The 22,045-nt window shown below is 63.1% G+C and carries 22 protein-coding genes; 14 read left to right on the top strand and 8 right to left on the bottom strand.

The window, feature by feature from the left end; translation table 11 throughout:
- The first annotated feature begins 137 nt into the window (after window positions 1-137).
- The 5 genes from rimO (at window position 138) to tsaA (ending at window position 4,050) form a co-directional block, all read left to right on the top strand.
- Window positions 138-1,469 (top strand): 30S ribosomal protein S12 methylthiotransferase RimO, encoded by a 1,332-nt coding sequence (rimO, locus tag HU760_RS06785; RefSeq protein WP_186680188.1) that lies wholly within the window; start codon window positions 138-140, stop codon window positions 1,467-1,469.
- A gap of 130 nt (window positions 1,470-1,599) precedes the next feature.
- Window positions 1,600-2,052 (top strand): GNAT family N-acetyltransferase, encoded by a 453-nt coding sequence (locus HU760_RS06780; RefSeq protein ID WP_186680186.1) that lies wholly within the window; start codon window positions 1,600-1,602, stop codon window positions 2,050-2,052.
- A 77-nt stretch (window positions 2,053-2,129) separates the two neighbouring features.
- Window positions 2,130-2,840, top strand: coding sequence for an rRNA pseudouridine synthase (locus tag HU760_RS06775; RefSeq protein WP_186680184.1), 711 nt, complete (start codon window positions 2,130-2,132; stop codon window positions 2,838-2,840).
- A 49-nt stretch (window positions 2,841-2,889) separates the two neighbouring features.
- Entirely contained in the window at window positions 2,890-3,351 is a 462-nt protein-coding gene (locus HU760_RS06770; RefSeq protein ID WP_186680181.1) for a YehS family protein, read from the top strand.
- A 6-nt stretch (window positions 3,352-3,357) separates the two neighbouring features.
- Window positions 3,358-4,050 carry a tRNA (N6-threonylcarbamoyladenosine(37)-N6)-methyltransferase TrmO gene (tsaA, locus tag HU760_RS06765; RefSeq protein WP_186680178.1) on the top strand — a complete coding sequence of 231 codons (693 nt, stop codon included), beginning with the start codon at window positions 3,358-3,360 and terminating at the stop codon, window positions 4,048-4,050.
- 70 nt (window positions 4,051-4,120) lie between these two features.
- Here tsaA and HU760_RS06760 read toward each other — a convergent pair whose 3' ends face one another.
- The 4 genes from HU760_RS06760 to HU760_RS06745 all read right to left on the bottom strand — a co-directional run bounded on the left by HU760_RS06760 (window position 4,121) and on the right by HU760_RS06745 (window position 8,517).
- Window positions 4,121-5,443 carry a dicarboxylate/amino acid:cation symporter gene (locus HU760_RS06760; protein ID WP_186680173.1) on the bottom strand — a complete coding sequence of 441 codons (1,323 nt, stop codon included), beginning with the start codon at window positions 5,441-5,443 and terminating at the stop codon, window positions 4,121-4,123.
- Window positions 5,444-5,741: 298 nt separating this feature from the next.
- Window positions 5,742-7,088 (bottom strand): ATP-binding protein, encoded by a 1,347-nt coding sequence (locus tag HU760_RS06755; protein WP_186680172.1) that lies wholly within the window; start codon window positions 7,086-7,088, stop codon window positions 5,742-5,744.
- The gene (locus HU760_RS06750) at window positions 7,085-7,762 is read right to left on the bottom strand and encodes a response regulator (protein WP_186680171.1); all 678 of its coding nucleotides are present in this window, start codon (window positions 7,760-7,762) and stop codon (window positions 7,085-7,087) included. The genes HU760_RS06755 and HU760_RS06750 overlap by 4 nt, the downstream gene beginning before the upstream one ends.
- A 149-nt stretch (window positions 7,763-7,911) precedes the next feature.
- A complete protein-coding gene (locus HU760_RS06745) occupies window positions 7,912-8,517 on the bottom strand; it encodes a putative outer membrane beta-barrel protein (protein WP_186680170.1) in 606 nt (201 codons plus the stop codon).
- A 130-nt stretch (window positions 8,518-8,647) separates the two neighbouring features.
- Between HU760_RS06745 and HU760_RS06740 the strand changes: the two genes are divergently transcribed.
- Window positions 8,648-9,439, top strand: a complete 792-nt coding sequence (locus HU760_RS06740) for a dienelactone hydrolase family protein (RefSeq protein ID WP_186680168.1) — start codon at window positions 8,648-8,650, stop codon at window positions 9,437-9,439.
- Window positions 9,440-9,504: 65 nt separating this feature from the next.
- Window positions 9,505-10,206, top strand: coding sequence for a 4'-phosphopantetheinyl transferase family protein (locus tag HU760_RS06735; protein ID WP_186680166.1), 702 nt, complete (start codon window positions 9,505-9,507; stop codon window positions 10,204-10,206).
- 3 nt (window positions 10,207-10,209) lie between these two features.
- Here the strand turns inward: HU760_RS06735 and HU760_RS06730 are convergent, their stop codons facing one another.
- Both HU760_RS06730 and HU760_RS06725 read right to left on the bottom strand, forming a co-directional pair.
- Window positions 10,210-11,817, bottom strand: a complete 1,608-nt coding sequence (locus tag HU760_RS06730; protein WP_186680163.1) for an ATP-binding protein — start codon at window positions 11,815-11,817, stop codon at window positions 10,210-10,212.
- Window positions 11,814-12,512, bottom strand: coding sequence for a response regulator (locus tag HU760_RS06725; protein ID WP_186680162.1), 699 nt, complete (start codon window positions 12,510-12,512; stop codon window positions 11,814-11,816). The genes HU760_RS06730 and HU760_RS06725 overlap by 4 nt, the downstream gene beginning before the upstream one ends.
- 748 nt (window positions 12,513-13,260) lie before the next feature.
- Here HU760_RS06725 and HU760_RS06720 point away from each other — a divergent pair.
- The 3 genes from HU760_RS06720 to HU760_RS06715 all read left to right on the top strand — a co-directional run bounded on the left by HU760_RS06720 (window position 13,261) and on the right by HU760_RS06715 (window position 18,169).
- Window positions 13,261-16,140, top strand: a complete 2,880-nt coding sequence (locus HU760_RS06720; protein ID WP_186680159.1) for a ribonucleoside-diphosphate reductase subunit alpha — start codon at window positions 13,261-13,263, stop codon at window positions 16,138-16,140.
- A 138-nt stretch (window positions 16,141-16,278) separates the two neighbouring features.
- Complete coding sequence (locus HU760_RS24545) at window positions 16,279-16,410, top strand: hypothetical protein (RefSeq protein WP_256665967.1); 132 nt, start codon at window positions 16,279-16,281, stop codon at window positions 16,408-16,410.
- A gap of 508 nt (window positions 16,411-16,918) precedes the next feature.
- Window positions 16,919-18,169 (top strand): ribonucleotide-diphosphate reductase subunit beta, encoded by a 1,251-nt coding sequence (locus HU760_RS06715; protein ID WP_170031641.1) that lies wholly within the window; start codon window positions 16,919-16,921, stop codon window positions 18,167-18,169.
- A 155-nt stretch (window positions 18,170-18,324) separates the two neighbouring features.
- On the opposite strand, the gene HU760_RS06710 is transcribed toward HU760_RS06715, so the two are convergent.
- Window positions 18,325-18,783 carry a hypothetical protein gene (locus tag HU760_RS06710; RefSeq protein ID WP_186680151.1) on the bottom strand — a complete coding sequence of 153 codons (459 nt, stop codon included), beginning with the start codon at window positions 18,781-18,783 and terminating at the stop codon, window positions 18,325-18,327.
- A 31-nt stretch (window positions 18,784-18,814) separates the two neighbouring features.
- Window positions 18,815-19,270 (bottom strand): hypothetical protein, encoded by a 456-nt coding sequence (locus HU760_RS06705; protein ID WP_186680149.1) that lies wholly within the window; start codon window positions 19,268-19,270, stop codon window positions 18,815-18,817.
- A gap of 260 nt (window positions 19,271-19,530) precedes the next feature.
- Between HU760_RS06705 and HU760_RS06700 the strand changes: the two genes are divergently transcribed.
- From HU760_RS06700 to HU760_RS06685, 4 genes are all read left to right on the top strand, one after another.
- Entirely contained in the window at window positions 19,531-19,971 is a 441-nt protein-coding gene (locus HU760_RS06700; protein ID WP_186680146.1) for a hypothetical protein, read from the top strand.
- 60 nt (window positions 19,972-20,031) lie between these two features.
- Window positions 20,032-20,688 carry a hypothetical protein gene (locus HU760_RS06695; protein ID WP_186680143.1) on the top strand — a complete coding sequence of 219 codons (657 nt, stop codon included), beginning with the start codon at window positions 20,032-20,034 and terminating at the stop codon, window positions 20,686-20,688.
- Between the two features lie 29 nt (window positions 20,689-20,717).
- Window positions 20,718-21,380 carry a hypothetical protein gene (locus tag HU760_RS06690; RefSeq protein WP_186680140.1) on the top strand — a complete coding sequence of 221 codons (663 nt, stop codon included), beginning with the start codon at window positions 20,718-20,720 and terminating at the stop codon, window positions 21,378-21,380.
- Window positions 21,381-21,453: 73 nt separating this feature from the next.
- Window positions 21,454-22,044 (top strand): hypothetical protein, encoded by a 591-nt coding sequence (locus HU760_RS06685; RefSeq protein ID WP_186680137.1) that lies wholly within the window; start codon window positions 21,454-21,456, stop codon window positions 22,042-22,044.
- Window position 22,045: the final 1 nt, after the last annotated feature.

Below are 22,045 nucleotides of genomic sequence, written 5' to 3'. Positions count from 1 at the left end.
GTTCGTCGTATTTCTGCTGGTCAAGCGACGCAGTGCTCGCTAGAATTGCGCACTTTTTGATCAGAGGCGCCAAAAGCGCCCGTCAAGATCGCCCCCGATTCCGGCCGGGCGACCTGCATTCAATACCGAGGTTAGTCATGTCCACCACGCCCGCCACCCCCAAGGTAGGTTTCGTAAGCCTGGGTTGCCCGAAAGCCCTGGTCGATTCCGAGCGCATCCTGACCCAGCTGCGCATGGAAGGCTATGAAGTCGTGCCCACCTATGAGGACGCCGACGTGGTGGTGGTCAACACCTGCGGCTTCATCGACAGCGCCAAGGCCGAGTCGCTGGAAGTGATCGGCGAAGCGATCAAGGAAAACGGCAAGGTCATCGTCACCGGCTGCATGGGTGTCGAGGAAGGCAGCATCCGTGACGTGCACCCGAGCGTGCTGTCGGTCACCGGCCCGCAGCAGTACGAGCAGGTGGTCAACGCCGTGCACGAAGTGGTGCCGCCACGCCAGGACCACAACCCGCTGATCGACCTGGTGCCCCCGCAGGGCGTCAAGCTGACCCCGCGCCATTATGCGTACCTGAAGATTTCCGAAGGCTGCAACCACAGCTGCAGCTTCTGCATCATCCCGTCGATGCGCGGCAAACTGGTCAGCCGCCCGGTCGGCGAAGTACTGAGCGAGGCCGAGCGCCTGGTCAAGGCCGGGGTCAAGGAAATCCTGGTGATTTCCCAGGACACCAGCGCCTACGGCGTCGACGTCAAGTACAAGACCGACTTCTGGAATGGCCGCCCGGTCAAGACCCGCATGCTCGAGCTGTGCGAAGCCCTGAGCAGCCTGGGCGCCTGGGTACGCCTGCACTATGTGTACCCGTACCCGAACGTCGACGATGTGATCCCGCTGATGGCCGCCGGCAAGATCCTGCCGTACCTCGACATCCCGTTCCAGCATGCCAGCCCGAAAGTGCTCAAGGCCATGAAGCGCCCGGCCTTCGAAGACCGCACCCTGGCCCGCATCAAGCAATGGCGCGAACAGTGCCCGGAGCTGGTGATCCGCTCCACCTTCATCGTCGGCTTCCCGGGCGAGACCGAGGAAGACTTCCAGTACCTGCTTGACTGGCTGACCGAAGCCCAGCTGGACCGCGTGGGCTGCTTCCAGTACTCGCCGGTGGAAGGCGCCCCGGCCAACGACCTGGGCCTGGAAGAAGTACCGGACGAGGTCAAGCAGGACCGTTGGGACCGCTTCATGGCCCACCAGCAGGCCATCAGTGCCGCCCGCTTGCAACTGCGTATCGGCAAGGAAATCGACGTGCTGATCGACGAAGTCGAAGAGCAGGGTTCGGTTGGCCGCAGCTTCTTCGATGCACCGGAAATCGACGGCAGCGTGTTCATCGACGGCGATCATGGCTTCAAGCCAGGCGACAAGGTGCGTTGCCGGGTGGTGGATGCCGACGAGTACGACCTGTGGGCTGAACCGGTCTGACCCAGCGGCAGCGCGAAAAGGCCCTGCTCCGGCTGCCGGAGCGGGGCCTTTTTGCATCAGGGCAGCGGGTAGGCGCTGACTGACGGTTGGCCTGCTATGTTGTCAGGATGCCCCTTGAGGACTCCCGCCCATGCTGCCGACGATGACATTGCAAACCCCGCGCTTGAGGGACTACGACGAGCTGGTACAGGTGTGGGAGGACTCGGTACGCGCCACCCACGACTTTCTTCCAGAGGCCTACATCCTGTTGTTGCGCGAACACGTGCTGCGCCGCTACCTCGACGCGGTGATGCTGGTCTGCTGCAGGGATCGCCAGCGCATCTGTGGCTTCGCCGGGGTCGCCAACGGGCGCGTGGACATGCTGTTCGTCGCATCGGACTACCGCGGCAAAGGGGTTGGCAAACGCCTCCTGCACTACGCCATCGACGAGCTGAATGCCGAGCGCCTGGATGTCAACGAACAGAACCCGCAGGCCCTGGGCTTCTACCTGCATGAAGGCTTCGAGGTGGTCGGCCGTTCGGCAACCGATGGCCTGGGCCAGCCCTACCCTTTGCTGCACATGCGCCTGCGCAAAACGGCGTAAATGACACAGATTCCCAGCCCCTCTGCCGCGCAGGCAGGTACAATGCAGTCTTTCCCTGCCTTTGCGAAAACGCCGTCATGTCCGAACCCGTCCGCCTGTCCAAACGCCTCATCGAGCAGCTTGGCTGTTCCCGCCGCGAGGCCGAGCTGTATATCGAAGGCGGCTGGGTCACGGTCGATGGCCTGGTGGTCGAACAGCCGCAGTTCAAGGTCGCGCAGCAGCGCGTCGAGTTGCTGCCTGGCGCCCGTGCCGAAACGCTGGAGCCGGTCACCCTGCTGCTGAACCAGCCGGCTGGGGTAAGCAGCGAAGCCGCCCGCGCCGAGATGAACATGAGCAACCTCAGCGCGGCCCACCGCGAAGGCGTACGCGCCCTGCACGGGCACTTTGCCCGGCAGGCCTGTGTGGCACCGCTGGAACCCGGCGCCAGCGGCCTGCAGGTATTCACCCAGGATTGGCGGGTAACCCGCAAGATCGACGCCGACCTGCGCCGCCTGGAGCAGGAGTTCGTCGTTGAAGTGCGCGGCGAGACCACGCCCCAGGCGTTGGAACGCCTGGCACGCGGGGCCACCCGCAATGACCGCGAGCTGCCCAGGGCCAAGGCCAGCTGGCAGAACGAGACCCACCTGCGCATGGCCCTGAAGAACCCGCAGCCAGGGCAGATTGCCGAGCTGTGCGCGTACCTGCGCCTGGAGCTGGTAAGCATGCGCCGCATCCGCCTGGGCGGTGTGTCGATGGGCAAGCTGCCGCTGGGCCAATGGCGCTACCTGGCCGCTACCGAACGTTTCTAAGCAATACGCCGCGCCCGCAGGCGCGGCACCTGAACAGGATTCTGCAGCAATGAACCACAACGATGTCCTGCGCAGCCTGCGCTACATGCTCAAGGTGAACGACGCCAAGATGGCCGAGATCATCGGGCTATCCGGCCTCGAGGTGCATCCCCTGGTGCTGGCCACCTACCTGAAGAAGGAAGACGAGGAAGGCTTCGTGCGTTGCCCGGAGCGGGTCATGGCGCACTTTCTCGACGGCCTGGTGATACACCGTCGCGGCAAGGATGACAGCCGCCCGCCGCAGCCGATCGAACTGCCGGTGACCAACAACCTGATCCTGAAGAAGCTGCGGGTGGCCTTCGAACTCAAGGAAGATGACCTGCATGCAATCCTCAAGTCGGTCAACTTCCCCGTCAGCAAGCCCGAGCTCAGCGCGCTGTTCCGCAAGGCCGGCCATGACAACTATCGCCCGTGTGGCGATCAGTTGCTGCGCAACTTCCTCAAGGGCCTGACCCTGCGCGTACGTGGCTGAGCAGCCATGCAGCATACGGTTGCTCCGGTCGGTATCGTTCGTTCCTGTTTCAAGGAGAAGTTCGCCATCCCGCGCCAGCCGCAGCTGGCGCCCGCCGCACGCGGCGTGCTCGAGCTGCTGCCGCCGTTCGACCAGGGTGATGCGGTCGAGGGCCTGGAGCAGGTCAGCCATGTCTGGCTGCTGTTCCTGTTCCACCAGGCGCTGGAGGACAAGCCACGCCTGAAGGTACGCCCGCCGCGCCTGGGCGGCAACAAGAGCATGGGTGTGTTCGCCACCCGCGCGACCCACAGGCCCAACGGCATCGGCCAATCGGTGGTGCGCCTCGAGGGTGTGGAGCCCGGGCGCCTGCTGCTGTCCGGGATCGACCTGCTCGATGGCACGCCAGTGCTGGACATCAAGCCCTATGTACCCTACGCCGACAGCATCGCCAGTGCGCGCAACCAGATGGCCAGCGAAGCCCCCGCTGCGATCACCGTGCAGTGGAGCGACAATGCCCTGGCCCAGGCTCGCGAGCATGCCTTGCGCCTGGGTGAGCCAGTGGTGGAGCTGATCGAGCAATGCCTGGCGCAGGACCCACGGCCGGCCTATCAGGTACCAGCGGCAGAGCGCGTATATGGGGTGAAGTTCTGGGATGTGCAGGTGCGCTGGCATTACCCGCAGCCGGAGGTCATCCGGGTGCTGGAGGTGGTGCGGGCCTGAAAATACAAAAACCGCTCATGAAAAAGGCGACCCTACCTAGGGTCGCCTTTTCGTTTTTGCTGCAGCGCGATCAGCGAGCCGGGCCTTCAGCCACACCCAGGTCGTCGGTCGGGCGGTTATCGACCAGCGGCGAACCACCGGAGGCCAGCTCCGAGGCCAGCTTGTCGTTGTCCATTTCCTTGACCCACTTGGCCACGACCACGGTAGCCACAGCGTTGCCCACCAGGTTGGTCAGGGCGCGGGCTTCGGACATGAAGCGGTCGATGCCGAGGATCAGCGCCAGGCCGGCAACCGGCAGGTGGCCGACGGCGGACAGGGTGGCAGCCAGCACGATGAAGCCCGAACCGGTAACGCCGGCAGCACCTTTGGAAGCCACCAGCAGCACCAGCAGCAGGGTGATCTGGTGAGTGATGTCCATGGTGGTGTCGGTGGCCTGGGCAATGAATACCGCAGCCATGGTCAGGTAGATCGAGGTGCCGTCCAGGTTGAACGAATAACCGGTCGGGATGACCAGGCCAACCACCGACTTCTTGGCACCCAGGCGCTCCATCTTGGCCAGCATGCGTGGCAGGGCCGATTCCGAGGAAGAAGTACCCAGCACGATCAGCAGTTCTTCACGGATGTAGCGGATCAGCTTGAGGACGCTGAAACCATGGGCGCGGCAGATGCCGCCCAGCACCACCAGCACGAACAGCAGGCAGGTGATGTAGAAGCAGGCCATCAGGTAGCCCAGCTGCACCAGCGAGCCAACGCCGTACTGGCCGATGGTGAAGGCCATGGCGCCGAAGGCACCGACCGGTGCCAGCTTCATGATCATGTTGATGATGTTGAACATGACATGGGCGAAGCGGTCGATCAGGTCCAGCACCGGCTTGCCGTAGCTGCCCAGGCGGTGCAGGGCGAAGCCGAACAGCACGGAGAACATCAGCACCTGCAGGATGTCGCCATTGGCGAAGGCGCCGACCACGGTGTTGGGGATGACGTTGAGCAGGAAGCCGACGGTAGTCTGCTGCGCGCCGGCGGCGGCATAGGCAGCCACGCTGCTGGCGTTCAGGGTGTTGACGTCGATGTGCATGCCAGCGCCTGGCTGGACCACGTTGACGACCACCAGGCCGATGATCAGGGCGATGGTGGAGACGACTTCAAAGTACAGCAGCGCGTAGCCGCCCGTCTTGCCGACCGACTTCATGCTCTGCATGCCGGCAATGCCGCTGACCACGGTGCAGAAAATGATCGGGGCGATGACCATCTTGATCAATTTGACGAAGCCGTCACCCAAGGGTTTGAGGGCAACGCCGGTTTCCGGGTAGTAGTGGCCGAGCAGAATGCCGATGGTGATGGCGACCAACACCTGGAAATACAGGGATTTGTACAGCGGCTGACGTGTCGTCATGGCTAATTTCCTCAAGTGTGCCGGTTCACCCTTCCCAGGGCGATGCGGCACCTGAATCGCTAACCCTCCTGCACCCGGAGGGATTTGTCGTTGTGTTCGAGCTGCCTGGGCAGGCCTCTGCGAGGATCAATAGCAAGGGTGGTGCCAAAATGCCCAGCAAGGGTGCAAGTGCCGTATTTGCTGGGGATAAATGCCCAACGACGGGGCGATTTGGCTGAGGAAGGCTGGCGGATTTCCGCCCTGTGGCGGGATTTGTACAGGGGAGATGGCGGGAATCCGCCCGTTGTGGTTCTGCCGCTCAATCCAGGTTGAAGGTGATCCGGAACGCCGCGCCGCCCAGTGGCGAATCGCCCAGGCTCAACGCCGCGTCATAACTGTCGACGATGTCCTTGACCACCGCCAGCCCGATGCCCTGCCCCGGGTGCTGGCTGTCCAGCCGTTCACCTCGCTCAAGGATGCGCTCACGCTGATCGGCCGGCACACCCGGGCCATCGTCCTCGACGCACAAGGTCAACTGCCCGGGCGCCTGTTCCAGGCTCACCCGCACCTGGCCCAGGCTCAGGCGGTAGGCGTTTTCCAGCAGGTTGCCCAACAGCTCCAGCAACGCCCCCTGCTCCATCGGCACCTGCGCCGCATCGGGCAATTGCAGGGTCACGCTCACCCGCTTGTCCCGGTAGACCTTGGCCAAGGTGCTGCACAGGCTGTCGAGCACCGGCCGCAACGCCACACTGTGGCGTACCAGGCCACTCTTGCGCAGGCTGGCCCGTTGCAGCTGGTAGTCGATCTGCTGGCTCATGCGCTCGATCTGGCTTTGCAGCACCCGCGCCTGTTCACGCTCGCCGCTACGCTGCTGCAGGCTTTCGCCCACCCCTTGCAGCACCGCCAACGGCGTCTTCAGGCTGTGCGCCAGGTCGTCGAGCGAATCACGGTAGCGCTGGCGCTGCTCGCGCTCGCTGCGCAGCAGGCGGTTCAACGAGCCGGTCAGGCGCAACAGTTCACGCGGGTGCTCACGGCTCAGGCCATCGCGCGCCCCCGCTTCCACCTCGTCCAGCTCGCGGCTGAGCCGGCGCAACGAGCGCAGGCCCCAGGTCAGCCCGGCCCACAGCAGCACCAGCAGCACCAGCAAGGCCGCACCAAAACCGAGGTAGAGCTTTTCACGCAGGCCGTCCAGGGTGTGCTGGTAATCGCGCACCGGCTGCAGGGCGACGATGCTGTAGGCCGCGCTCTGGCCACCCAGCAGCTTGATCTCGACGTCGTAGACGAAGAACTCCTCGCCGTCGGCCTGGCGAATGCGTGCGAACTCGTTGCCGCGGCCATCGTAACGCGGGCGGTAGTTGACGTTCTGCGCGGCGGTGGCCCGCGACTGCCAGACCAGGTTGCCTTCACGATCGAAGATATAGCCGAGCAGCCCGGTGTACGGCAGGTTATAGCGCTCATCCGGCAGCAGCGTGGGCATCTGCAACTGGCCATGCTCGATGCGCGCGGCGGAAATCAGCGTGGTCACGTCCGAGGCGAGGCGTTGTTCGATCGATTCCTGCAAGGCCAGGCTGAAAGCCTTCTGCAAGGCCGGCAACAGCGCCAGCATGAACAGCAGCGCCAGCACCGCAGCCGCCAGCATCAGACGTACCCGCAGGGAACGCATCATCGGCAGCGCTCGGTGAACAGGTAGCCCAGGCCGCGCACGGTGTCGATGGGTTTGAAGCCACGCTCGCCCTCGAGCTTGCGGCGCAGGCGGCCGACCAGCACTTCGATGACATTCGGGTCACGCTCCTCGTCACCCGGGTACAGCTGCTCCATCAGGCGGTCCTTGGCCACCACCTGCTGGTGATGGCGCATGAGGTATTCAAGGATGCGGTACTCGTATGCGGTCAGGGCCAAAGGCTGTTCGTCGAGGCTGGCCTGCTTGCGGTTGAGGTCGAGTACCAGGGGGCCGGCGGCGATGGTCGACTGGGTGAAACCGCTGGAGCGGCGCAGCAACGCATTCAGGCGGGCCTCGAGTTCTTCGAACTGGAACGGCTTGACCAGGTAATCGTCGGCACCGGCGGCCAGGCCTTCAACCTTGTCCTGCCAATTACCACGGGCGGTGAGGATGAGAATGGGGAAGCTCTGGTCCTGGCTGCGCAGCCGGGTGATCAGCTCCAGGCCGCTGATGCCGGGCAGGCCGAGGTCGATGATGGCCAGGTCGAAATGGTACTGTCCGGCCTGGTACAGCGCTTCCTCGGCATCGCCTGCGGCCTCGACAACATGGCCGCTTTCGCCCAGGCGGGTAAAGAGGTGATGGCGAAGCAGGGCTTCGTCCTCGACCACCAGCAGTTTCATGTGCAGCTCCTTTTTTGTATTGCCTGTACCGGCCTCTTCGCGGGCACGCCCGCTCCCACAGGTACTGCACAAGCCTCGGAGACTGTGCGATCCCTGTGGGAGCGGGCGTGCCCGCGAAAGGGCCGGTACAGGATAACCCGGCTCGTCCGTCAGAACTTGTAGGAAGCTGCCAGGTAGGTCTGTGCGCTGCTGGTCAGGCGCAGGGTGCCGTCCTTCGGCCCGCCATGTGCGCCCACTTCGGTGGCGGCATTGCTGCGCAGGTAACGATAACCCAGCTCGACCGAAGCCTTGTCGGTGATGTCCTGGATGACGCCGGCCTGCAGGCCGTAGGCGTACCCGTAGTCGGTATCGCGGCTCGCACCTGGCGAGTCCTGGGTCAGCTTGGTCACGCCCAGGCTGCCACCGCCGAACAGCTTGGTGGTGTCGCCTACCGGCAGGAACAGGTCATAGCTGCCCAGCAGGTTCTCCTGGCGCAGCTTGAGGCCGCTGTGGTCGCCCGAGACATTGTCATAGGTCATGTAGTAGCGGCCCTGGTCATTGATCTTGCCCAGGCGCACGCCCCAGGTGTCATCCTTGCCGATGATGCCGTCGGCGTCGAGGTGGTCGGTGTTGCGCTGCAGCAGGCCGGACTTGCGAACCTTGTCGCTGGTCTGGCCATAGGTCAGGCTGGCGAAGTTGTCGTCAGCGGCCTGGGCCGAGGTGATGCCAGCGGCGCAGACGGCCATGGCGGCGAGCAGGGTATTGAAGGTTTTCATGGCTGGATACTCCAGTTGGGTGCGCTGTTACTGTCTGGAAGCTAGAGTAAGCAGGACACCCTGAACCGCGACTGAACCCTGGCTGAACACCGGCTGAACGAACTGTTTGCAAGAACAAGGAGTAGTGACCATGCGCGCCCTGCTGGCCCTGACCCTGATGTGCAGCGCTGCCCTCGCCCAAGCGGCGGTACAAACCCGCGAGATCCCCTACCAGGACAACGACGGCAATCGCCTGGTTGGCTACTACGCCTATGACGACGCCGTCGAAGGCAAACGCCCCGGCATTGTCGTGGTGCATGAATGGTGGGGGTTGAACGACTACGCCAAGCGCCGTGCCCGCGACCTTGCGGCGCTGGGTTACAACGCACTGGCCATCGACATGTATGGTGATGGCAGACACACCGAGCACCCCGCCGATGCCCAGGCGTTCATGGCCGAGGCGATGAAGGACCCGAAAGCTGCCGAGCGCCGCTTCGACGCCGGGCTTGAACTGCTGAAACTGCAGCCCAACACCAACAAGCACCAGCTGGGGGCGGTAGGCTACTGCTTCGGTGGCAAGGTGGTGCTGGATGCCGCGCGGCGCGGTGAGAAGCTGGATGGCGTGGTGAGTTTCCACGGCGCGCTGGCCACGCAGACCCCGGCCAGGCCTGGCGTGGTGCGGGCGGATATCCTGGTCGAACATGGTGCGGCGGACAGCATGGTTACCCCGCAACAAGTGGCAGCATTCAAGGCCGAAATGGATGCGGCGAAGGTCAACTACCAGTTCGTCAGCATCGAAGGGGCCAAGCACGGGTTTACCAACCCGGACGCGGACCGCATGAGCCATGGCGAGCATGGCGGGCCGGATATCGGTTACAACAAGGCAGCGGATGAAAGTTCCTGGGCGGACATGCAGGCGTTTTTCAAGAGGGTCTTCAAGTAGACAACGCGAGGGGCCGCTTTGCGGCCCATCTCCCATGCCGCCGCCGCGGCTGGCACAATAGCCGCATGAATACACTCCCTGCCTGCTGCGCCCCCCTCCGGCACCACTGGCCCCTGCCCCGCCCATTGCCCGGCGCGGTGCTGGTCAGCTGCGCCTTCGACCCCACCCGCCTGGCCCCCGACGACTTCCAGCGTGCCGGGGTGGTGCCAAGCGCCAGCCTGCAGCGCTCGGTAGCCAAGCGCCAGGCCGAGTACCTGGCCGGCCGGGTCTGCGCCCGCGCTGCACTGCAGCGCCTGGACGGCCGTGACTACGTGCCCGGCACCCACGAAGACCGTTCGCCGATCTGGCCCACCGGCATCCACGGCTCGATCACCCACGGCAAAGGCTGGGCCGCCGCCGTGGTCGCCGCCGAGGGCAGTTGCCAGGGTCTGGGCCTGGATCAGGAGGCATTGCTGGACGATGAGCGCGGCGAACGGTTGATGGGCGAAATCCTCACCCCGCCCGAACTCGAACGCCTGGACCGCAACCAGCTCGGCCTTGCCGTGACCCTGACCTTCTCGCTGAAGGAAAGCCTGTTCAAGACCCTCTATCCGCTGACCCGCCAGCGCTTTTATTTCGAGCACGCCGAAGTGCTGGAGTGGTCCAGCGAAGGCCTGGCCCGCCTGCGCCTGCTCACCGACCTGTCGCCGCAGTGGCAACATGGCGCCGAGCTGCAGGGCCAGTTCTGCCTGCAGGACGGGCACCTGCTCAGCCTGGTCAGCGTCTGATCGTCACGCCGGTGGCTGCTGCCGTGGCCAGTTCAGGCTGAAGCAGGCACCGCCCAGCGCGGCACTGCGCCCCACCGTAGCCCGGCCGGCGTGCCAGTAGATGATGCGCCGCACGATCGACAGGCCCAGGCCATGCCCGCCCGAGGCACGGGTACGGCTGTCATCGAGACGGGTGAACGGCGTGAAGATGCGGTCCCAGACACCCTCGGGAATCCCCGGGCCGTCGTCTTCCACGTCGATGCGGCAGCGCTGTTGCCCCAACTGGTAGCTCAGGCGCACCTCGGCCTCGGCATGGCGCATGGCGTTGCCCACCAGGTTCTGCAGGGCCCGGTGCAGATAACGCGGCTCGGCCTCGACCCAGGCGCCTTCGGCATCGGCGCCCTGGCATTCACCGCGCAGCACGCGAACCCCGACTCGCAGCGGCGCCAGTTCTTCGATCACCCGCTCGAACAACGCATCCAGGTCGACCCGCTCGAACTTCAGCGCTGGTGCCCCCTGCTCCAGGCGGGCATAGGTGAGCATCTCGTCGACCAGCTTGTCGAGGTCCTGGATATCCCCGTCCATGCCGGCCAGGTGCTTGGCCCGGGCTTGCTCGGTGGTGGCGCTTTCGATCATCTCCAGGCCAAAGCGCAGGCGTGCCACCGGCGTACGCAGCTCGTGAGAAACCGCACGCACCAGCTCGCGCTGCATGCTCAACGAGCGCTGCAGGTGCTCGGCCATGCCGTTGAACGCTGCCGCCAGGCGCCCTACCGAGTCGGCATCGTCGGCTGGTACGCGGGTGTCCAGGCTGCCCTGGGCGATGCGCGTGGCCGCCACCTCCAGGCCCGACACGCGCCGCTCCAGCTGACGCACCAGCAGGTACACCACCAGGCCGATCAGGCACAGGCCGAGAAAGGCGATCAGGATCAGTAACTGCGGCGGATAGGGATTGAGCTGGTACAGCGGGCCGATTTCCAGTACCCACGGCGAACCGGCCAACCCGGCGAAGACGCGGATCGAGTCGCCATCCTTGCCCAACGCCATGACCGTGTCGCCCTCCTCGACCCGGCGCCGCTGGTCATCGTCCAGGCTCACCCGCTCGATGCGCTGCAGGGCCACGCCAAAGCCAAAGCCCTTGTCGCGCTTGAGCTGCTCCAGGCGCTGCTGCTGTTCTGTCACCGGATAGCGCACCAGCTCGTCGGCCAGCAGGTACAGGGTGGCCCGCGCCAGCTGCTCGCTGACCTGCTTGACCTCGGCGACCAGCAGCACGTCCTGCTGGCCAACCTTGCGCAATACCAGGGCGGCATGCGGGCCGGTCTTCTCGACCACCACCAGGCCGCGGCCCAGGCGCGCCCGCTGGCCGCCATCGAGGGCGTGCGCGCTCATTGGCTGCAGAGTCAGCGGCACCCCGAGCAGGCGTTCCCAGATCAGTAGCGAGCGCTTGCGCTCGGTGTCGTTCTGCAATGCCAGGTTGTCGGCCATCAGGCTGAAGGTACCCTGGGCCAGGCGCTCGCGATGCTGGGCGGCACGCACCTCGTTGACCAGGTGCAGGCTCAGTGCCCCGAGCAGGGCCACCAGCACCAGCACGGCCAGCATGCCACCGTAGATGCGCAGGAAGATCGAGTTGTTCATGACGCCTCGCCGACGAACAGGTAGCCCTTGCTGCGCAGGGTCTTGATCAGCCTTGGTTGGAGCGGGTCGTCGCCGATCTTGGGGCGGATCTTCGAGATGCGTATGTCGATGGAACGGTCCTGGCCGTCATAGCCGACGCCGCGCAGTGCGGTGAAGATCTGCTCGCGGGTCAGCACCCGGCCGGCGTTGCTGGCCAGCAGCCAGAGCAGGTCGAATTCGGCGCCGGTCAGTTCGATCAGCTGGTCGCCCAGGTGCGCCTCCCGCAGGCGATTGTCGATGCGCAGTGCGCCGAAGGCCAGGTCCTGGCGCTTGCTGTCCGCTGCCTCGCTGCGGCGCAGCAGGGCGTGGATGCGCGCCAGCAGCAGGCGTGGGCGGACCGGTTTGCACACGTAGTCGTCGGCCCCCAGGTCCAGGCCCTGGACCTGGTCGAGCTCGTCGCTGCGGGCGGTAAGCATGAGGATCGGGCCGGGGTACTGGCTGCGCACCCGCCGGCAGATACTCAGGCCATCCTCGCCGGGCAGCATGAGGTCGAGGATGACCAGGTCGGGCTGGCTGTCGACGATGCGCCGCGCGGCACGCGCGCCATCGCCTTCGACGCCGACCTCGAAACCGTTGGCCTGCAGGTACTCGGCGGTGAGCTCAGCCAGGCGCTGGTCGTCTTCGACAATGAGGATGCGGGGTGCGGGGTGGTCCATGGCTTGTGCCTTTGTTTGTTGTTTTTCTGTGGCCTGTGCCCGCGAAGGGGCCAGTGCAGAAAACATGACCCTTTAACCAAAAGGCAACATCTGCTTCGGATACTACGTCCCGCCCCCGGCACTGCCAAGCCGCCCGGCAGCCCCTCGACTGAACCGTTTTTTGTGATAGGGTTCGCGCCCGAAAAATTCTGCCCAGGGGCAGCAGAACGCAGAAAAATACTGCAAACCACTTGGCACAAGGCCTACAGCGAATACCCACCATTCACTCACAAAGTACGCACAAGTTATCCACAGGCGCTCGCCTTGCAAAGCCCCCGATACCGCATTATCTTGTATCCCGATCGCAGCGAACCACTAGATATTGGGGTTCGTGCAAAATCACACACAAAAGTCAACCCGCAAAATCAAGCGATTTTTCGGCTGAGCTTCACGTGATTTCAGCAGCCAAACCGCTCCTGCGGAGGCGACCGAGGCAAGCCCTTCCAGGGCCTTGTTCGGGTATGGGTGTGGCAGGCCAGGCCTGGCATCCATCAGCAACAGTTTTTGGGCCCGGCCCAGAACCTTTGACTTCGGCCAGGGAGCGGCAAGCCATTTGCCCCTAATTCCTGAGTCTGTCCCGAAGTCGGTACGCCGTGCGGGCGGATGCGCATGCCTTTGCGCAGCCCCGCCAGGCCATCGAGCAAGTGGACGGAACGGTGGGCGCCCAAAAGGCGCCTGAACAATATAGAAACTGTGGAGACACCCACCCATGCAAACCGATACGACTCGCGAGAACCCGCAGGCCAAGGTGCCGCAGGCCGCCGATTCCACCCAGGATCTGGCTGCCACCGCTCCCGGCCAACTGCGCGTGATCAAGCGTAACGGCACTGTCGTCCCTTACACCGACGACAAGATCACCGTGGCCATCACCAAGGCGTTCCTCGCAGTTGAAGGCGGTACCGCCGCCGCTTCGTCGCGCATCCACGACACCGTTGCACGGCTGACCGAGCAGGTCACCGCCACGTTCAAGCGTCGCATGCCATCGGGTGGCACCATCCACATCGAAGAAATCCAGGACCAGGTCGAACTGGCCCTGATGCGCGCCGGCGAGCAGAAAGTCGCCCGTGACTACGTGATCTACCGCGAGCAGCGCGCCAAGGAGCGTGCCACCCGCATCAACACCGAAGCCGTGGTCGAGCCGCACCCAAGCATTCGCATCACCCTGGCCGACGGTAGCCTGGCGCCGCTCGACATGGCCCGCCTGAACACCATCATCAGCGAAGCCTGCGAAGGCCTGGCCGAGGTCGATGGCGACCTGATCCAGCGCGACACCCTGAAGAACCTGTACGACGGCGTGGCCATCAAGGACGTCAACACCGCCCTGGTGATGACCGCCCGTACCCTGGTCGAGCGCGAACCGAACTACTCGTTCGTCACCGCCCGCCTGCTGATGGACACCCTGCGCGCCGAAGGCCTGGGCTTCCTCGGCGTCGCCGAGAGCGCCACCCACCACGAGATGGCCGAGCTGTACGCCAAGGCCCTGCCGGCCTACGTCGAGAAAGGCGTCGAGTTCGAGCTGCTGGACCCGGCCCTGAAAGGCTACGACCTGGAGCGTCTGGGCAAGGCCATCGACCACGAGCGTGACCAGCAATTCACCTACCTGGGCCTGCAGACCCTGTACGACCGCTACTTCATCCACAAGGATGGCGTGCGCTTCGAGCTGCCGCAGGTATTCTTCATGCGCGTGGCCATGGGCCTGGCGCTGGCTGAGAAAGACAAGGAAGCCCGTGCGATCGAGTTCTACAACCTGTTGTCGTCCTTCGACTACATGGCCTCGACCCCGACCCTGTTCAACGCCGGTACCCTGCGTCCGCAGCTGTCCAGCTGCTACCTGACCACCGTGCCGGACGACCTGTCGGGCATCTACCACGCGATCCACGACAACGCCATGCTGTCGAAATTCGCCGGTGGCCTGGGCAACGACTGGACCCCGGTACGTGCACTGGGCTCGTACATCAAGGGCACCAATGGCAAGTCGCAGGGCGTCGTGCCGTTCCTGAAAGTGGTCAACGACACCGCCGTTGCCGTGAACCAGGGTGGCAAGCGCAAGGGCGCCGTGTGTGCCTACCTGGAAACCTGGCACCTGGACATCGAAGAATTCATCGAGCTGCGCAAGAACACCGGTGATGACCGCCGTCGTACCCACGACATGAACACCGCCAACTGGATCCCTGACCTGTTCATGAAGCGTGTCTTCGATGACGGCAAGTGGACCCTGTTCTCGCCCTCGGAAGTGCCAGACCTGCACGACCTGACCGGCAAGGCCTTCGAAGAGCGCTACGAGTACTACGAAGCCCTGACCGAGTACAACAAGATCAAGGTGTTCAAGACCGTCCAGGCCAAAGACCTGTGGCGCAAGATGCTGTCGATGCTGTTCGAGACCGGCCACCCGTGGCTGACCTTCAAGGACCCGTGCAACCTGCGTTCGCCGCAGCAGCACGTGGGCGTGGTCCACAGCTCGAACCTGTGCACCGAGATCACCCTGAACACCAACAAGGACGAGATCGCGGTCTGCAACCTGGGCTCGATCAACCTGCCGAACCACATCGTCGACGGCAAGCTGGACACCGCCAAGCTGCAACGCACCGTGAACACCGCCGTGCGCATGCTCGACAACGTGATCGACATCAACTACTACTCGGTGCCGCAAGCACGTAACTCGAACTTCAAGCACCGCCCGGTCGGCCTGGGCATCATGGGCTTCCAGGACGCGCTGTACCTGCAGCACATTCCGTACGGTTCCGATGCTGCCGTCGAGTTCGCCGACAAGTCGATGGAAGCGGTCAGCTACTACGCGATCCAGGCCTCCTGCGACCTGGCCGACGAGCGCGGTGCATACGAGACCTTCCAGGGTTCGCTGTGGTCCAAGGGCATCCTGCCGCTGGATTCGCAACAGATCCTGATCGAGGCCCGTGGCGCCAAGTACATCGACGTCAACCTGGAAGAGTCCCTGGACTGGGGCCCGGTGCGCGAGCGCGTCAAGAAAGGTATTCGTAACTCGAACATCATGGCCATCGCGCCGACCGCGACCATCGCCAACATCACCGGCGTATCGCAGTCGATCGAACCGACCTACCAGAACCTGTACGTGAAATCGAACCTGTCGGGCGAGTTCACCGTGATCAACCCGTACCTGGTCCGCGACCTGAAGGCCCGTGGCCTGTGGGACTCGGTCATGATCAACGACCTGAAGTACTACGACGGTTCGGTGCAGCAGATCGAGCGTATCCCGCAAGAGCTGAAGGACCTGTACGCCACCGCGTTCGAAGTCGAGACCAAGTGGATCGTCGATGCCGCCTCGCGTCGCCAGAAGTGGATCGACCAGGCCCAGTCGCTGAACCTGTACATCGCCGGCGCTTCGGGCAAGAAGCTGGACGTGACCTACCGCATGGCCTGGTACCGTGGTCTGAAAACCACCTACTACCTCCGTGCCCTGGCCGCGACCAGCACCGAGAAGTCGACCATCAACACCGGCAAGCTCAACGCCGTTTCCAGCGGTGGCGACAGCGCCCCGGTCCAGGCAGCCGGCCCTGCGCCAGTGCCGAAGGCCTGCGCAATCGACGAGCCTGACTGCGAAGCCTGCCAGTAAGGCCTGAGTGCCGCGCGGGGTGCCTACGGGCGCCCCACGCGGCATTTTTGTATCCGCGTCCTGAAGAAACCTTGCCCTTTGCCCTGCATTCGCGCAGATCGGTAAAAAGAACAGGCCCACTCAAAAAGGACGTAACCCATGGCGCGGAAAAAAGTGGCAACTCGCAAGATCGGCCGCAATGCGGAAACCGGCCGCTTCACTTCGGTGGAACAGGCACGCAAGCATCCCAAGACGCACATTGTCGAAACGCTGCACAACCCACGCAGCTAGTGGTTGGCTGACCTGGCGTCATCGCCGGCAAGCCAGCTCTCACAGGTACTGCATCGCCCTCCGGCCTGGCGCGGTATCTGTGGTGCTGGCTTGCCGGCGATGACGCCAAGTCAGCCAACACATACACCCGAAAACACCATATGGTGTGCCTGAGAATTTAAACTGGCACAACATATAGGTTGGCGCTACACTCTCCCTCCGTAGAAAACAACACGTGATTTCATGAACGGACACACGCCAAACCGGTCGAAAAAGTTACCCTCGTCCGCCAGACACGCGTCCCGATCGAAGGCGAATTCCGGTATACTGCGCCCCCTCTGAAAAGGGCACCTATCAATTGTCCCTGGCCCCTCCGAGAGGCCTGGCCAGGTACAAGCCAGAACACACCCGATGTAACGAGAGTCAGCCTCTCGAGCTGTCCATTCGCCGTAACGGCCTTGCGTCAGGCATCACATTCTCAACATCCAACCGGTTGCCCCCAGGGCGACCCTCAAGCAGGAGCCAAACCATGCTGAGCTGGGACGAATTCGACAAGGAAGACGGCGAAGTCGCCGCCAAAGGCAATACCCCTGCGCAGGCCGCTGCCGCCGCCACCCTCGACAAGCTCGACAGCGCCGGTGGTGCCGCCGCCCTGGAAGCCCGAGCCGCCAGCGCCGATGACTCCGACGCAGTCAAGCGCGCCAAGGCTGCCCTGAACGACCTCGACATCGCCGAAGGCCTGGCCGAGCTGGAAGGCTCCAGCGCCCGCGTTCGCGTTGACGAAAAGCGCATGATCAACTGCCGCGCCGACCTCAACCAGCTGGTCCCGTTCAAGTACGACTGGGCCTGGCAGAAATACCTGGACGGCTGCGCCAACCACTGGATGCCGCAAGAGGTCAACATGACCGCCGACATCGCCCTGTGGAAGAGCATGGACGGCCTGACCGAAGACGAGCGCCGCATCGTCATGCGCAACCTCGGCTTCTTCTCCACCGCCGACTCGCTGGTGGCCAACAACCTGGCCCTGGCCGTGTACCGCCTGATCACCAACCCGGAGTGCCGCCAGTACATCCTGCGCCAGGCCTTCGAAGAGGCGATCCACACCCACGCCTACCAGTACTGCATCGAGTCGCTGGGCATGGATGAAGGCGAGATCTTCAACATGTACCACGAGATCCCGTCGGTAGCGAAGAAAGCCGCCTGGGGCCTGAAGTACACCCGCGCCATCTCCGACCCGGAATTCAATACCGGCACCGTCGAAACCGACAAGGAGCTGCTGCGCAACCTGATCGCCTACTACTGCGTCCTGGAAGGCATCTTCTTCTACTGCGGCTTCACCCAGATCCTGTCCATGGGCCGCCGCAACAAGATGACCGGTGTCGCCGAGCAGTTCCAGTACATCCTGCGTGACGAGTCGATGCACCTGAACTTCGGCATCGACGTGATCAACCAGATCAAGATCGAGAACCCACACTTGTGGGACGCGGCGATGAAGGAAGAAGCGACCCAGATGATCCTGCAAGGGACCCAGCTGGAGATCGAATATGCCCGTGACACCATGCCACGCGGCGTGCTGGGCATGAACGCCGCGATGATGGAAGACTACCTCAAGTTCATCGCCAACCGCCGCCTGACCCAGATTGGCCTGAAGGAAGAGTACCCGGGGACCACCAACCCGTTCCCGTGGATGAGCGAGATCATGGACTTGAAGAAGGAGAAGAACTTCTTCGAGACCCGTGTGATCGAGTATCAGACTGGTGGTGCATTGAGCTGGGACTGATAGTCCGGGCGAAGCATAGAGAAGGCTGCCGATTGGCAGCCTTTTTTGCGCCGGATTCGGGTTACCGCGCTGCCAGTGAGAGCGGCCGTGCCGCGAACATCGCTAAGGCCGAGGCCATCCACAGTTAATTACGGGTCCGCCTTACCAAACAGCTACTACCCCTCCCCAGCCGGCTCCACCCGCTGCACCACGATCTGCATATGGGTCGCCATATCCGTCAGTATCACCTGCCCTTCCTTGTACTCTGGGGTGATCATTAGCGTGCGGATAAAATGCTCGTTGCCGCCTTCGCGCTTTTGCACGTTCTCGAATGCCACGATAATCGTGTCATTGCGCCAGTTGCTGATGTCGAAACCGCCCGCAGCAACGAATTCGCGAATGTCGCGCTCGTCGTTGAAGACGTTGGCTGGCAGGATCAGCAAGCGGTCGTTGAGAAACACCTCGTAGTACTGGCGAGGCCCCACCGGCCAGTTCTGCGCTACCACGTGCTCGATGCGCCAGTGATGGACGTTGTTCTCATAAACTACGACGCGCTCGACCTTGTGTCCGTTGCAGGCAACAAGCAAGGGCAACAGCAAAGCAGCGAACCCGCTACACATTCGGCGTAAATTCATCCAGAAGCCTCGTTACATCAGCGCCAGGCCATCATTTGCCCGCTTTCGCCGCCTGGCGGTTGGCCCTGCGGATCTCCCGGTAGCCGACCAGGCGCACGCGCATTTCCCGGTAGCGCTGGCTATTGATCACCAGCAAGGCCAGCAGCCCGAACAGCAAAACCGAGACGTAGGCGCCCATGTGTGGCCGGAAAGCGTAGCTGGGCAACGTGGCCAACACGGCCAGCCCGTTCAGGCCGACCAGCCCGCGCACGCCCCAGGCATGGCCCCGCACCACGGCGATATGCGAAGCGGCGCTCAGCGCCCATGCCAGCGCCAGGGCCAGCAGCGACAGCGTCGGGTCCGGGCTGCGCAGCCAAGTGGAGAACACCAATGAAACACAGCCGCCAATGGCAAAGCAGGACAGCGTGAACTCGGCGATGAACACGCCAAAATAACGGGAAAGAAATGCTTGCAGTTCCTGAGCCTGTTGCAACCTCGATCCATCCATTTGAGTGAACACCGCCGTCCTTGAAGATACAGGGGGCATGTAGCTTACCTTGACTATCGCAACTGAATAAACCATAAAGGCCCACTTCGAAGTGGCTGTCAGCGCGATCGCACATTGATATTTGATTAACTTGTGCGCCCGTGCATATTTACAATTTCGCGCAGGAACACGCCCCACCAAGGGCCGAAAGGAGATCGAAATCTGGTGAACGAATTGTCTTTGCTTGCCGCTGTTCCCACTGGCCGTTTTTGGGGACTGCAATGAAACGCCTGCTGAACGCCCTGTCGGCGCTGCTGATCGGCAGCACCCTGAATGCCTATGCCCAGACACCCGCCCCGTCCTCAAGCGTAGCGCACGAAGTCACCCTTGGTGGGCACAAGCTTGCACTGGTGGACCACGAAGGTCGCTGCACGCTGCGCAACACCGATGCATCGCTGCTGCAACTGGACATGCCCTGGCCCTGCGAGTTCAGCCCAGAGCGGAAGGGAGGCAAGCCTCGCGTGGAACACTTCAATGGTGTGCAGATAATCATTGTCAGCCATGTGCAGCCGGACCCGTCGCACCCTGGACGTTGCGATAGCCAGTACCAGGCTGTCCGCCAGATGGGCAACCGCCTGGAACCCTCCATCCTGGCGCGTGGCGCCGGCTGCGCGAACGGCCCGGTGGACCAGAAGAATTTCACTGGGTTGTTCGAGTGGTAGCCGAAATCGGCGGCTATCCAGCCCCCGGTTGTTCGCAATAGCAAAGAGTGTCAGCTAATCATGAAGATTGTATTTACCGAGCAAGACAAAGGCTTCGGTCAGGTGGGTGGCAGTGTCCGCATGGACGACCCAGGCTTGTGGCCTCTGGCGCCCGACACCCAGGAGCCGATGACGCCTGTGTGTACGGTTACGGAAAACTTCCTGCCGGCTAAAATCTTTCCGCCCGGCATGGCTGCCACGGTATTCATCACAGCTCGAAAACAGCGCGCCGGCGGCTTCAAGCAGTCTGTCGTCAGCCGTTACTCTCTTCATGAGCAAGCGGAGCTACCCGGTATCCACAATGGTTACGCACGGTTCATTCTCCACCGGCTGTGCGAGGAGGAGTTACCCGCCCCGCCTGGAACGCTCTTGCTGGAGCGCCGTTATATCGACTTCGAGCCAATGAGCGAAGAGGAGTTCGCCGAAGAGCACGATGACGAGGACTCCGGTCTGGGCATCAGCAAGCAACTCGGTCGAGCAGCCTGGATGCAAGATCCCATCTATGTTCCCAACCGGTACTTGCTCCTTTTGCAACTGACTGACTATGAAATCAGCCGCTGGGCTCCCGAGCAGGAAGGGATCTTCCTGGATGGCATCGGTTACATCTATCTGGACAAACAAGCCCGGCGGAAGAACCAAGGCGACGAAGCCGGGTTCTTTTTCGTTCAGTACGCCTGAATGGCCGTTCATAGAACAGGGGTCTAGCCATGAACAGGATCGTGTTATCCGACAAAGACCGCGGCTTCGGCCAGATCGGCGGTGCGCCTTTGCTCAAGGACCTCTCCTTGTGGCCGGCCAACCCACAAACCGGTGGGCTGATGACGCCCGTCCTGACCCTCACCGAACAGTTCCAGCCGGCCCACTTCGTCCCGCCAGGCATGGCCATCACCGTTTTCCTCGCCGTAGAGCAGCAGCAGGGCGGTGGCTTCAGCCGTCCGCTCCAGCGTCGTTATACGGTCAATCAACAGTCGGAACTGCAGAACGTCATCAAGGGTGGCTTTGCGCGGGTCATCCTGCATGAACTCGCCAGCCAGCCACTGCAGCCCGGCAACCCGCCCTTGCTGCTGGAACGCGCGTTCATCGATTTCAAAGAAATGACTGACGAGGAGCATGACGAAGAGCATGAGGACGAGGACAGCGGGATCGACCTGAGCAAACCCAGCGGCCGCCCCTGCTGGCTGCAGGACCCGATCTATGAACCACCGCGCTACATGTTCATGATGCAGCTGGTGGACGCCGACGTGGCCGAAGCCAGCCCGCAGCACGCAGGGCTGTTCGGCGAAGGCATCGGCTATCTGTTCGTGGACATGCAGGCGCGCCGTGGCAAGGAAGGCGACGACGCCGGTTTCTTCTTCATTCAGTTCACCTGAATGAGCCGCCGGTTCCAGACATTCCCCCCCGCCCCTCGACCACATGAGAGCGGCACGGGCTGAGCAGGTTCACATGAACATCTACCATTTCGACAACGCCCCGTCCCCTTGGGGGGACTGGGGCGCGGCACTGCTCCAAGGCATGATTGCCTGGGATGAAGATACTGATGTGGACAGCATCAAGCGTGCCGGCCCATACACCCCGGCTGCGTATATCCGTTCGGGTTCGCTGGTGCTTACCCAGCCGGTCAAGGACGCGCTGGAAAAAAGCGGCCTGAAAGGCATCAGTCGGTATGAACACCTGGCGAAAACCCACATCGTGCACATTGACTGGCTGCACTGGGATACCAGCAAGCCCATCACCGATTACCTTGAGTTGGACGGTGGGCCGACCTCGATCATCGACTCCCTGCCACATGAACCTGCGCTTGCCGCACGCATGCCGGAGTATTGGCAGGCATTCGTCGTGGGCAAGCTCAACCTGCTCAAGGAACCACGCCACGAACCTGCTGACCTCGGCCAGTATCTCCAGGTGCTCAAGGCCGACGAGCAAGCCGACTTCTTCAAAGGGGATGTCTATCGCGGGTACTTCCTGAGCGAACGCGCCAAAGCGTGGCTGGAACAGCAATGCCCTGGCTGCTTTACATTCACCCTGCTCCGTTGAA

Source organism: Pseudomonas oryzicola, assembly GCF_014269185.2.
GTDB classification, from domain to species: domain Bacteria; phylum Pseudomonadota; class Gammaproteobacteria; order Pseudomonadales; family Pseudomonadaceae; genus Aquipseudomonas; species Aquipseudomonas oryzicola.
Note: the sequence above shows the minus strand (reverse complement) of the source record. Positions and strands in the feature narration are given on the sequence as shown.